Annotated in this window: 9 protein-coding genes; 3 read left to right on the top strand and 6 right to left on the bottom strand. The window is 52.5% G+C overall.

From position 1 onward, the window contains the following. Positions 1-174 precede the first annotated feature (174 nt). The 3 genes from MYB54_RS00550 to MYB54_RS00540 all read left to right on the top strand — a co-directional run bounded on the left by MYB54_RS00550 (position 175) and on the right by MYB54_RS00540 (position 6,499). On the top strand, positions 175-1,845 hold the full coding sequence (locus tag MYB54_RS00550; protein WP_039281588.1) for a methyl-accepting chemotaxis protein: 1,671 nt from the start codon (positions 175-177) through the stop codon (positions 1,843-1,845). A 758-nt stretch (positions 1,846-2,603) separates the two neighbouring features. Beyond that, the gene (locus MYB54_RS00545) at positions 2,604-4,274 is read left to right on the top strand and encodes a methyl-accepting chemotaxis protein (protein WP_014917043.1); all 1,671 of its coding nucleotides are present in this window, start codon (positions 2,604-2,606) and stop codon (positions 4,272-4,274) included. 578 nt (positions 4,275-4,852) lie between these two features. Next, the gene (locus tag MYB54_RS00540; RefSeq protein WP_248721380.1) at positions 4,853-6,499 is read left to right on the top strand and encodes a methyl-accepting chemotaxis protein; all 1,647 of its coding nucleotides are present in this window, start codon (positions 4,853-4,855) and stop codon (positions 6,497-6,499) included. A 90-nt stretch (positions 6,500-6,589) separates the two neighbouring features. On the opposite strand, the gene MYB54_RS00535 is transcribed toward MYB54_RS00540, so the two are convergent. From MYB54_RS00535 to MYB54_RS00510, 6 genes are all read right to left on the bottom strand, one after another. Next, positions 6,590-7,780, bottom strand: coding sequence for an aminotransferase-like domain-containing protein (locus MYB54_RS00535; RefSeq protein WP_039275915.1), 1,191 nt, complete (start codon positions 7,778-7,780; stop codon positions 6,590-6,592). A gap of 29 nt (positions 7,781-7,809) precedes the next feature. After that, positions 7,810-8,511 carry a high-affinity branched-chain amino acid ABC transporter ATP-binding protein LivF gene (gene livF / locus MYB54_RS00530; protein ID WP_010306529.1) on the bottom strand — a complete coding sequence of 234 codons (702 nt, stop codon included), beginning with the start codon at positions 8,509-8,511 and terminating at the stop codon, positions 7,810-7,812. A gap of 5 nt (positions 8,512-8,516) precedes the next feature. Further along, the gene (livG, locus tag MYB54_RS00525; RefSeq protein ID WP_014917046.1) at positions 8,517-9,287 is read right to left on the bottom strand and encodes a high-affinity branched-chain amino acid ABC transporter ATP-binding protein LivG; all 771 of its coding nucleotides are present in this window, start codon (positions 9,285-9,287) and stop codon (positions 8,517-8,519) included. After that, positions 9,284-10,558, bottom strand: coding sequence for a high-affinity branched-chain amino acid ABC transporter permease LivM (locus MYB54_RS00520; RefSeq protein ID WP_248721379.1), 1,275 nt, complete (start codon positions 10,556-10,558; stop codon positions 9,284-9,286). The genes livG and MYB54_RS00520 overlap by 4 nt, the downstream gene beginning before the upstream one ends. Beyond that, on the bottom strand, positions 10,555-11,481 hold the full coding sequence (gene livH / locus MYB54_RS00515) for a high-affinity branched-chain amino acid ABC transporter permease LivH (RefSeq protein ID WP_039275912.1): 927 nt from the start codon (positions 11,479-11,481) through the stop codon (positions 10,555-10,557). Before livH ends, MYB54_RS00520 begins: the two co-directional genes overlap by 4 nt. Before the next feature lie 157 nt (positions 11,482-11,638). Next, the gene (locus MYB54_RS00510; protein WP_014917048.1) at positions 11,639-12,751 is read right to left on the bottom strand and encodes a branched-chain amino acid ABC transporter substrate-binding protein; all 1,113 of its coding nucleotides are present in this window, start codon (positions 12,749-12,751) and stop codon (positions 11,639-11,641) included. Positions 12,752-12,962: the final 211 nt, after the last annotated feature.

The following is a 12,962-nucleotide window of genomic DNA, read 5'->3' as shown; positions in this document are numbered from 1 at the left end:
CGGCAATATCGACAATTAAAATCAATGTTTTCGCTGGTCATGCCGATATTCTAGAGTGGACTGCTTAGTTATTCATCAGAAGGATTTAGAAACTGCAGTCGTACATCGCTCCCGTCGTGCAAAAGAAAATCCGCTTAATAACAATAAACAGTGTCAATAAGTCATGAGGATAACATGCAGAATAAAAGAAAAATGAAACTGGGTACTCAGGTCGGTTCGGGTTTTGCCATTGTTATTGTTATCGGCCTATTAGTGGCCATTTTCGGCAGAATGCATCTGGTTGGCCTCGGTAATACCACTGACAGGCTGGCCAAACACCACCTCGCCAACCTCATCGTGCTACAGGAATTGAAAGATAATCTTAACGTCACGATCAAAGCCACGTTGCGTATGCTTATCGCAACCGAACAAAAGGTTCTGGAAGACAATCAAAAACTGATTGAAGCCACGAGCGCCAAAAACACGAAACTCGTCACTCAGTTGGAAGAAAATTTACGGGCAACCGAAGTCCGCAATATTCTGGGTGAGCTGCAGCAAAATCGCACTGAATTTGCCACCGTGGGCCGTCAGGCCGTCGCGTTGTCACTCAGCAACAGGCAGGCCGAGTCTATCGAGCTGGTGAAAACTCAGCTTGAACCCATACAAACCCGGCTTTTTAACAATCTGAACAACATGATTCAGTTGCAGAAAGACTACACCACGCAAACGGCAACCAACGCGATTGAAGAGTCCTACTATGATGGCAACTCACTGCTGGTTCTGGCCGTCATCGCTTCATTGTTTGGTGCAGGCATAGCCTGGCTGATTACCCGCCATATCAAGAAGCAGTTGGGGGGAGAACCCGCCTATGCCACGCAGGTCACACAAGAAATCGCACAAGGTAATCTCGCGATGCCGGTCGATCTGGCATCAGGCGACAATACCAGCCTGCTGTTCGCAATGAATAACATGCGCAAAAGCTTAAGCAGCATTGTTGAGCAAGTGCGTGAGAGCAGCGAATCGATCGCAACCGGTGCCAGCCAGATTGCCGCAGGCAGCACCGATCTCAGCCAGCGCACGGAAGAGCAGGCGGCGAATCTGCAACAAACCGCCGCCTCCACGGAAGAAATGAGCCAGACCGTGCGTCAGAATGCCGATACGGTGCGCAATGCCGCGCAGCTGGCGCAGGCAGCCAGCAATACCGCGGCGAAGGGCGGTGAAGCCGTCGGCAATATCGTTATCACCATGAAAGAGATTACCGACAGCTCGCACAAAATTGGCGACATCATTAGCGTCATTGACGGTATTGCCTTCCAGACCAACATTCTGGCGCTTAACGCCGCGGTAGAAGCCGCACGCGCAGGTGAGCAAGGTCGTGGCTTTGCGGTCGTCGCAGGCGAAGTTCGCTCGCTGGCACAGCGTTCTGCAACGGCAGCCAAAGAGATTAAAGAGCTGATCGGCCACAGCGTCGAGAAAGTCGAGGTAGGATCCAGACTGGTCAGCGATGCGGGAACGACAATTGAAGAACTGGTGCGTCAGGCGCGCCACGTTGCCGATCTGATTAACGAAATTGGCGTGACGACGCAGGAACAAGAATCCGGCGTCTCGCAGATTCATGATGCGATTAACCAGCTTGATAAGGTGACGCAGCAGAATGCCGCGCTCGTTGAGCAATCCGCTTCCGCTGCCGATAGCCTGAGCGATCAAGCAGCCCATCTGGTCGAGCTGATGAAAACCTTCACCGTAGAGGGCGGGTCGTCACCGCGCATTGCACCACAGCTGAAAAGACCGACCAGCGCCAAACTCTCTCTCGCTAATCCTAAAAGCAGCGCGGGAAGCGATAAGCAAAACTGGGAAACCTTTTAACAGCCAGCCAAAAGTCCCCCAAAACCGCTGAGCGATCGGCGGTTTTTTTATCCCTTTATGGCCTGAACGTCTCACGTTACCACGCCTCCCCTATCCACCACACATCAAGAAACGCGCGAAATTTTTTCAATAGGGAAAAACAATGAATAAAGAGAAAAACTAGCAATGCGTTTTATATTAAGCACGAGGGAATAACATCAATAAAACGAGGAATAGCTATTTTCGATGATAAAAACATCAAATATATGATGCTAAAAACATCATGTCGTTCGAAAAAAAAGAAGGAATGAAAAATAAGCCTCTTTTAGCGTTGAATAAATAAGCAAAAGAATCATAACCGCAACGTTTATTAACATGATTGTCAATTTAGCATTACAGCATGACTCCAGTTTATTTTTTCTCTAACCCATAGAGATATTGCGGCTTTTACCGCCACCTTTTATACTCCTGCGCCATCATTTACCCTTATTTGTATATGTTCCACCGCACCAGACACGACGACCGTTTACCGGAAAGCGTGACAGGAAAAAGTAAACTTAGGATAAGTTTATTAGCCAAGGAAAACAGGCAACGATTACGGGAAAGGATATACCTGTCATTCTTCAAGCCGCATGTTTATTCATCTTTCTGCGACACGAGTCTTTAGGGTATCAACGTGATGGTATTTGCGAAATAAATACATTTGCGCAACGCCTATTTCACATTTAAAGCACGCCGGCACCAACCATATTCGTTCTCAATCTATAATAAGGGACACAATGAATCTCATCAAAAATAGTAGCCTGGGTAAAATGCTAGGGACCAGCTTTACCCTGGTCATCGCTATCGGATTTCTGGTGGCGATATTTGGCCGCATCCAGCTCGACAAGCTCGGGGAAAACATCCAGCTGCTATCGCAGGTCCGCATTACCAATCTCCTGATAATGCAGGAGTTTAAAGACAACATAAACACGAATGCCCTTGCCATCAGAAACCTGACGATGCTGGAAGACAGTCGGCAGATGCAGGAAGAGAAAGCGCGTATTGAGGCGATGATCTCCCGCAATAACGCGTTACTCTCGCAAATACACGACAGCGCCGTCGATAAACATGCTCAGGAACTGGTCGCGGTACTGGAGCGCGTGCGCCCGGCCTATAGCCGTAGCTATACAGACGCCATCGCATTGGCAATGGCGAACAAGAACAGCGAGGCTCAACATCTGTTATTAACCGATGTGCGGGCCAAGCAGGATGCCGTCTTCCAGGCTCTGAATGACATGGTTAACTGGCAAGAGAAGCTTACGGTGGAAATCGCCGACCAGTCGTTAAAGAATGCCACCAGCGCAGGTACGCTGATGGTTATTATCGCCCTGCTTTCTGTTGTGCTGGGAGCAATAATCTCATGGTGGATTACTCGAACGATTAAACGTCAGCTCGGGGGAGAGCCAGCCTACACGTTGGAAGTCACGCGTCAGGTTGCGCAAGGGAATCTGGCCGTCGCGATTGAACTGCGCGACGGCGATACCACCAGTGTGCTGGCCGCGATGGAAGATATGCGTCAAAACCTGAGCAACCTCGTCGGTCAGGTGCATCAGAGCAGCGAATCTATCGCTACGGGCGCGACGCAGATTGCGATGGGTAACACCGATCTGAGCCAGCGCACGGAAGAACAGGCCGCGAATCTTCAGGAAACTGCTGCCTCAATGGAACAAATGAATACCACGGTGAAGCAGAATGCGGCGACCGTGCGCACCGCAACAGAGTTAGCCCATTCCGCCAGCACGACGGCGCAAAAAGGTGGCGATGCCGTCAATAACGTTGTGCGCACCATGGAAGATATCACCACCAGTTCGCGTAAGATCGGCGATATTATCGGCGTAATCGATAGCATTGCTTTCCAGACCAACATTCTGGCGCTCAATGCTGCTGTTGAAGCCGCCAGAGCCGGTGAACAAGGCCGTGGCTTCGCCGTGGTCGCCGGTGAAGTGCGTTCTCTGGCACAGCGTTCCGCTTCCGCCGCGCGTGAAATCAAAGATCTGATTAGCGTAAGCGTGGCTAACGTGGAAATGGGTGAGAAGCTGGTTAACGACGCGGGCATCACCATCAAAGACATTGTCGAAAAATCTCAGCAGGTTGCCAACCTGCTCAATGAGATCGGCCTGACCACGCACGAGCAGGAACAGGGTGTTTCTCAGGTGAATGATGCGGTAAATCAGCTCGACCAGGTGACCCAACAGAACGCTGCGCTGGTTGAAGAATCCGCCTCCGCCGCCGACAGCCTGAGTGAGCAAGCCAGAACGCTGCTGGAATTAATGGGCGTGTTTAAAATCAGCGGCGTTCAGGCACCAGCACCACGACTGACGTCAAAGGTGAAGCAACCGACGGCACCGAGGCTAGCTCTGGCCGGTCAGTCAAGCAGCACAGGCCGCGATAACTGGGAAACCTTTTAACGAACGCGGCCATCAATAGTTCGCAAACAAAATAAAGCCGCTGAATCTCAGCGGTTTTTTATTGCATGCAGATAATAGGAATAAATAATAAGGTTAAAAAAACCGCACTAATGAATAAATGTCACAACTTTAAATATAAAGTTACAAATTAATAGTCGATAAGAAAAAGATCTCACTCTTATTAGTTAGACAACCATTCATTAATATTTATTATCTATCCTAACTGCGACAAGAAAATAATAACAAATCCCTGCCCATCTAATAAATCAGGGGGTTTTGTTACGTTTATTCTGCCATCAATCTGTCACATTCTTGTCTACACTTTATTTGTCATTCTTTTGGCCTGTAAATATTCCCAACAGGCATTCCCTACGTGCATGAAAGTGACGATCTCATTCCTCCACCAACGCAGCGGCTGGAGTATCAGCGTCGCCAACACACCCGCATGAGAAAGTGCACTATGGGATAAATGGAATGATGAAAACCATAAAACTCGCAGGGTGAATCGCATCTGTACCATCACCCTTAAAATAACGACACCTGCAGTGTCAAGTTTCAATAATTAAAAAAGGCACATCATGAAGAATATAAGCTTGGGAAAAATGTTAGGAACGGGTTTTACGCTAATTATCGTCATTGGGTTTTTAGTCGCCATACTGGGTCGCACCCAGTTAGAAAAACTTGGAGGAAACATTCAGACCCTGTCACAGGTCCGTATTACCAATCTTCTGCTGATGCAGGAATTTAAAGACAACGTTAACGACACCGCACGCGCCATCAGAAATATTGCACTCCTAAACGATCAACAGCAGATGAAGACGGAAAAGGAGCGCATTGAGAAATCCATCGCACGTAATAACGAGTTGCTGGCGCAAATACGTAACAACGCGGTGAGCAGTGAGACTAAAGCGCTGATTGCCACATTGGAACAGGCTCTCCCCGCCTATACCAGCAACATGAGAAAAGCCATTGAACTGGCGATGAACAGCCAGCACGACGCGTTTCGCAGCTTTCTGTTGACGGAGGTACGCGCCGCGCAGGCAAACGTATTTACCGCACTGGATAAAATGGCTGAGAGACAGAAATCCCTCACAATAGATATCGCCAACCAATCCGAGAAAGACGCATTCAATTCTGGCACCTTAATGCTGATTCTCACACTGTGTGCCTCGCTATTGGGAGGCGTTGTTGCCTGGTGGATCACCCGGAAAATTAAGCGTCAACTTGGCGGAGAACCGGCCTATACGCTGGAAATCACGCGTCAGGTCGCTCAAGGGAATCTTGCCATCGCCATTGAACGGCGTACCGGAGACACCACCAGCATTCTGGCTGCGATGGAAGAGATGCGCCAAAGCCTGAGCAATATCGTCGGACAAGTTCATCAAAGCAGCGAGTCTATCGCCACCGGTGCCAGCCAGATTGCTATCGGCAATACCGATCTGAGTCAACGCACGGAAGAACAGGCCGCGAACCTACAGGAAACCGCCGCGTCCATGGAAGAGATGAATACCACGGTGAAACAGAACGCCGACACCGTGCGTAGCGCGGCACAGCTTGCCAACTCGGCCAGCGCGGCGGCCCGCAAAGGCGGAGATGTCGTTAATAACGTCGTGCGGACAATGGAAGAGATCACCGCCAGTTCGCGTAAAATTGGCGATATTATCGGCGTGATTGACGGGATTGCTTTCCAGACCAACATTCTGGCGCTCAACGCCGCTGTCGAAGCTGCCCGCGCCGGAGAACAGGGACGCGGGTTCGCGGTGGTGGCCGGAGAAGTTCGCTCACTGGCTCAACGCTCCGCCTCCGCTGCGCGTGAAATCAAGGATCTGATTAGCATCAGTGTCGGCAAAGTGGAAGCCGGAGAACTGCTGGTTAACGAAGCGGGCGTAACCATCGAGGAAGTCGTGGAGCAGTCACAGCGTGTCGCCAATCTTATCAATGAGATCGGCCTGACCACCCACGAACAGGAGCAAGGCGTTTCTCAGGTGAACGATGCGGTCAATCAGCTCGATCAGGTCACCCAGCAGAACGCGGCACTGGTTGAAGAGTCGGCTTCCGCCGCAGACAGCCTGAGTCAACAGGCCAAACATCTGGTTGAGTTGATGAGCATGTTCAAAATCGACGGCATCCAGCCACAGCGTGCTGCACAACCAGCGGCGAGACTGTCCAGACCCAAACTGGCGCTGGCCGGTAGTTCGAGTCACACAAACTGGGAAACCTTTTAAACACACAAGCGATTAACGCGACGTTAAAAAAGAAAAACCGCTGAGATATCAGCGGTTTTTTCACATTAACGGGCAATGCATTATTGGCGATTACAGCGCCCGACGCAGGCGAGCCACCGCTTCATGCATTTGCTCATCCGTTGCTGTCGCAAAGGACAGACGCAGCGTTGAGTAATCGATATTGTCTGGGAAGAAGAACTCGCCCGGCACGAAGACCACACCCTGATCCAGCGTCTTCTTCAGCCATTCCGTCGTGTTGAAATCGTCCTGACGGAACTTCGCCCACAGGAACATCCCACCTTTCGGTTGGTTGAAGGTGATGACATCACCCAGTTCCTTCTCGACCAGCTGTGCCAGCAGTTCGCCTTTGTGCTTATACGCGTGGCGAATTTTCTCGATCTGCGTATCCAGACGTCCCAACCCCAGATAGCATTCCGCGACGGTCTGCGACAATGCGCTGGCATGCAGGTCAGCGGCCTGTTTGATAATCGCTACTTTGTGCAACAGCCAATCCGGCAGAATCGCCCAGCCGAGACGTAGTCCCGGTGCCAGCACCTTCGAGAACGTAGAGGTATACAGCACGTATTCCGTGCTACCCAGTTGCTCTTGCGCCAGTTGGAACAGCGTCGGGTTGCGCTCTTCGGTGAAGCGCAGCTCGCCATACGGATCGTCTTCGATAATGACAAAACCGTAGCGCTCTGCCAGCTGAATCAATTTCAGGCGACGTTCATAGCTCAGCGTCACGCCGCTCGGGTTACCAAAGTTCGGAACGATATAAACGCCTTTGATGCGCTGTTTCGTCAGCAGTTCTTCCAGCTCGTCGACGACCATGCCGTCGGCATCGGATGACACAGACATCACCTGCGCCTGCGCCAGTTCCAGCGTTTGCAGCGCTGCCAGATAGGTCGGACGTTCAACAACGAACACGTCGCCCGGATCGACCATCGAGCGCATGATCAAGTCCAGCGCCTGCTGCGAACCGGCCGTTACGACAATATCGTCACCGCGCGTTTTTACGCCGCGTACGGCGCACAGCTCGGCAATGCGATCGCGCAGCACGCCGCTGCCTTCGGTCAAGCCATACTGGAATGCCGTTTTCGGCTGTTCGGTAATCGCTAACTGCGTGGCCTGACTTAACCCTTCGAAATCAAATAATGCATCTGACGGAATCCCGCCAGCCAGCGAGATAATATTTTCCATCTTGCTGTGTTTCAGCAGTTCACGGATGGCGGAACTTTTTAACTGAGCGATGCGGTGCGCTAACAACCCTTCAATGGCCATCTCTTATTAACCTTTCAACAAAACTTTAATTATCCGCCCAGATAGGCCGAACGTACCGCTTCATTAGCTAACAATGCCGCACCGGTATCTTCCAACACGACATGGCCGTTTTCAAGTACATAACCTCGGTCAGCCAATTTCAGCGCCTGATTGGCGTTTTGCTCCACCAGGAAGATGGTCATACCCTCTTCACGCAGTTGCTGGATCGTGTCGAAAATTTGCAGGATGATGATCGGTGCCAGACCCAGCGACGGCTCGTCCAGCAGCAGTAAACGCGGCTGGCTCATCAGCGCACGGCCAATCGCCAGCATCTGCTGCTCACCGCCGGACATCGTGCCGGAACGCTGGGCGCGTCGCTCATACAGACGCGGGAACAGATCGTAAACGCGTGCAATGCGCTCCTGATACTGATCGCGCTCGGCAAAGAACCCGCCCATCGCCAGATTTTCTTCTACCGTCATGCGGGAAAAGACGCGACGCCCTTCCGGCACAATCGCGATAGCTTCACGCATAATCTGCGCAGTCTGCCAGTTTGTGATGTCCTTACCGTCAAACGTGATAGTGCCTTCCGTCGCGCGTGGGTCACCGCATAGCGTACCCAGCAGCGTGGTTTTACCGGCACCGTTCGCGCCGATCAGCGTAACAATCTCGCCCTGATTAATATGCAGGCTTACCTGATGCAGCGCCTGAATTTTTCCGTAGTGGGCCGAAACCTGATGTAATGACAGCATAAACGTTATCCTTCACCCAGATATGCACGGATGACATCCGGGTTGTTACGAATTTCAGCTGGGGTGCCTTGTGCCAGCGGCGTTCCCTGATTGACGACATAAATCCGGTCGGAAATGCCCATGACCAGCTTCATATCATGTTCAATCAACAACACAGACACCTGATGGCTATCGCGCAGTTCCGCAATCAGCTGATTTAACTCGTCAGTTTCTTTCGGGTTCAGACCAGCCGCAGGCTCATCCAGCATCAGCAGCTCAGGGCGCGTCACCATGCAGCGGGCAATTTCCAGACGGCGCTGCTGGCCGTAAGCCAGATTCCCCGCCTGACGGTTCGCTAAATCTAACAGACCGATACGCTCCAGCCACACCGCAGCGCGCTCTTGCGCATCGGCTTCCGCACGACGAAAGCCCGGCGTTTTCAACAGCCCGGCAAACACGCCGCTTTTCAGGTGCTGATGTTGCGCGACCAGCAGGTTCTCGATCACCGTCATTTCACGGAACAGACGAACGTGCTGGAATGTGCGCACCACGCCCATACGGGCAATGGCCTGTCCGGGTAACCCTTCCAGATGACGATCGCGCAGCATGATGGTGCCGCCGCTTGGGCGATAAAAACCGGTCAGGCAGTTAAAGACTGTAGTCTTCCCCGCCCCGTTCGGGCCGATCAGCGAGACAATTTCGCCCGCATGAATATCCATTTCAACGTTGTTGACCGCCAGCAGGCCGCCAAAACGCATCATCAGACCTCTGACTGATAATAGTGGCTGCGTGCTCATGCTTGCTCTTCCTTCTTCGCGACTTTCAACTTCATCTCAGGACGCTTCATCGGCAGCAGGCCTTGCGGACGCCAAATCATCATCAGAACCATCAACGCACCCAGCAGCAGCATGCTGTATTCATTCAGATCGCGCATCAGCTCGCGGGACACGACCAGCAAGATTGCCGCAAGAATGACCGCAAACTGCGAGCCCATTCCGCCCAGTACGACGATGGCCAGTACAAAGGCAGACTCAGCGAACGTGAATGATTCCGGGCTGACAAAGCCCTGACGCGCGGCAAACAGCGTACCGGCAAAACCCGCGAATGCGGCGCTGATGGTAAACGCGGTCAGCTTGATGCGTGTTGGGCTCAGCCCCAGAGAGCGGCAGGCGATTTCATCATCGCGCAGCGCTTCCCAGGCACGTCCTAACGGCATCCGCAGTAGACGGTTAATCACAAACAGGGTCAACACAACCAGCAGCAGCGCGACCAGATACAAGAAGATGACGCGATCGCTCGGGTCATATTGCAGACCGAAGAAATTATGGAACGTATCCCAGCCGCCATCGCGCGCGCTGCGGCCAAATTCCAGACCAAAGAAAGTCGGTTTAGGGATCTGGCTGATGCCGTTCGGGCCACCGGTAATTTCAGTGTTGTTCAGCAGCAGGATACGAACAATTTCACCGAACCCGAGCGTCACAATCGCCAGGTAGTCGCCGCGCAAACGCAGCACCGGGAACCCCAGCAGGAAGCCGGACAGCGCTGCCGCCATGCCCGCCAGCGGCAGACTTTCCCAGAAGCCCAATCCGTAATAGTGATTCAGCAACGCATAGGTATACGCACCAATGGCGTAAAACCCGCCGTAGCCCAATACCAGCAGACCGGACAAGCCAACCACGACGTTCAAACCCAGGCCCAGCATCACGTAAATCAGCGTGAGGGTGGCGATATCCACCGTACCGCGCGACACCAGAAACGGCCAGGCGATAGCGGCGATAATCAATGCCGCCGCTACTATCTTCTGCCGTGGCGTACTGCCATCAAAGCTCGGCAGCACCAGCGACGGTGCAGAGAATTTCTTGATGCTTTGCTGGAAGAACGGGCGAATCAACTGGAAGAAAAACACCACGATGCAGCCCGCGCCAATCCAGTACCAACGGACTTCATCAGCACCGCGCACCACCAGTTTGGTGCCATCCAGCGCCAGCTGCATGCCCATTAAGAACGAGGCCAGCACCAGCAGCATGAGCGCGGAAACCAACGCATTAAACAGGTTGAGCTGTTTCATACTTTCTCAACCTCCGGGCGACCCAAAATACCGGTTGGCATCACCAGCAGCACCACAATCAGCAGCGCAAACGACACCGCATCTTTGTATTCCGTGCTCAGGTAAGCGGACGTCAGCGCTTCGGCTACGCCCAAAATCAGCCCACCGATCATCGCACCAGGGATGCTGCCGATTCCGCCCAGCACCGCCGCCGTAAAGGCTTTCATCCCGGCCATAAAGCCGATATAGGGGTTGATGACGCCGTAGAATTGCCCCAACAGCACGCCAGCAACAGCAGCCATAAGCGCGCCAATGACGAAGGTCAGGGAGATCACACGATCGGTGCTGATACCCAGCAGGCTTGCCATTTTCAGGTCTTCCGCACAGGCGCGACAGGCGCGCCCCATACGGGAATAGCGAATAAATAGCGTCAGCGCCAGCATGGCGAGGAACGTCACGATCCAGATGGTCAACTGCATGGTGCTAATCGTCGCGGCAAAGCCATTGCTTTCGCCCAGCACCCACTGACCGGTCACCAGACTCGGCAGCGCAACATCACGCGAGCCCTGATTCAGGCTGACGTAGTTTTGCAGGAAAATTGACATCCCGATGGCAGAAATCAGTGCGATCAGGCGCTTTGACGTTCGAACCGGTCGGTAGGCCACCCGTTCGATACTCCAGCCGTAGGCGCTGGAAATGACCACGGCGGCAATGAAGGCGGCGCCAATCAGGAGCCAGCCAGCATCGATGCCCATCATCATCAGGGCCGCAATCACAATAAAGGAGACGTAGCTACCGATCATATACACTTCGCCATGTGCGAAGTTAATCATGCCGATAATGCCGTAAACCATGGTGTAGCCAATGGCGATCAGCGCATAGGTGCTGCCCAACGTCAGGCCGTTGAACATCTGCTGAAAAAAGTAAAGGAACTGCTCGGACATACCTTAAACCTTAAATGCTGCCCCCGCGCCTTGCGGCAACGGGGGCTTCGGTATTGAGGGATTATTATTGGTACACACTCAGCGGGCCGAGAATGCTCTCCACGCCGAAGAGGCAGACAACGGTGTCTTCAACCGTTCCCCGCCTCGGGCATGATGATTATTTCACTGCGCTGGAAGTACCGTCTTTGTGCCACTCAAATACGCCAAATTCAAACCCTTTCAGGTCGCCTTTTGCATCCCAGCTTAATGGTCCCATTACCGTCTCCACAGGGTTCGCTTTCAGATCTGCGACCAGTTTTTCCGGTTCATCGCTATTGGTACGTGCCATCGCGGTGGTCAGCGATTGCAGTGCTGCGTAGGTCGTCCAGACGAACGGACCGGTTGGATCCAGTTTCTTGGCTTTCAGCGCATCAACAATCGGCTGGTTAGCAGGAACCTGATCGTAACGCTTCGGCAACGTCACCAGCATGCCTTCAGACGCATCGCCTGCGATGTTGGACAGCGATGAGTTACCCACGCCTTCTGGACCCATGAATTTGGTGGTCATGCCAGCCTGACGCGCCTGACGCAGAATCTGCCCCATTTCCGGGTAGTAGCCGCCGAAATAGACGAAATCAACGTTCTCTTTCTTCAGACGCGCAACCAGCGTAGAGAAATCTTTATCACCCGCCGTCACACCTTCAAACAGCACAACATTCGCACCGGCTTTTTTCAGGCTATCCTGAACAGAGCGGGCCAGGCCTTCACCATATTGCTGTTTGTCATGAACCACGGCGATACGCTGCGGTTTGATGGTTTCGACAATGTATTTCGCTGAGGTTGGCCCCTGATCGGAATCCAGCCCCGTCGTGCGCAGTACCATTTTGTAGCCGCGCGTGGTCAAGTCGGCGTTGGTTGCCGCAGGCGTAATCATGATCACGCCTTCTTCTTCATAGATATCAGACGCAGGCTGCGTGGAGGAGGAACACAGATGGCCAATCACATAACGGATACCGTCATTGATGACTTTGTTCGCGACGGCAACCGCCTGCTTAGGGTCGCACGCGTCATCATATTCAACGCCAACCAGTTTGTTACCGTTTACGCCGCCTTTTGCGTTAATGTCTTCAATGGCCTGACGCGCGCCAATGAACTCCATATCGCCATACTGTGCAACCGGGCCAGACATTGCACCCACAACCGCAACCTTAATATCGGCAGCGCTGACCGCGTGACTCAACGCCGCAGCCATACAACCCATCAGCAATACTTTACCTTTACTGAATTTCATTCTTTTTACCCCATCTGTCATTATGGATATTGCCGAAAACCTGACCGCCTTCTGCCATAACCTGCTATTTTCTTATAAGTAAGAAAGGCTTAGGTTATTATTAGTAATCTTTTCTAATAAGGCTTTATTTTTCATATTATTAAACAGGAATTTTATGCTGCAAATCAACTCACACTGTCAGAAACAAGCGGAGCAAACAGCACAAAACACC

The sequence above is a fragment of the Pectobacterium nicotianae genome (genome assembly GCF_023272715.1).
GTDB lineage: Bacteria > Pseudomonadota > Gammaproteobacteria > Enterobacterales > Enterobacteriaceae > Pectobacterium > Pectobacterium brasiliense.
Note: the sequence above shows the minus strand (reverse complement) of the source record. Positions and strands in the feature narration are given on the sequence as shown.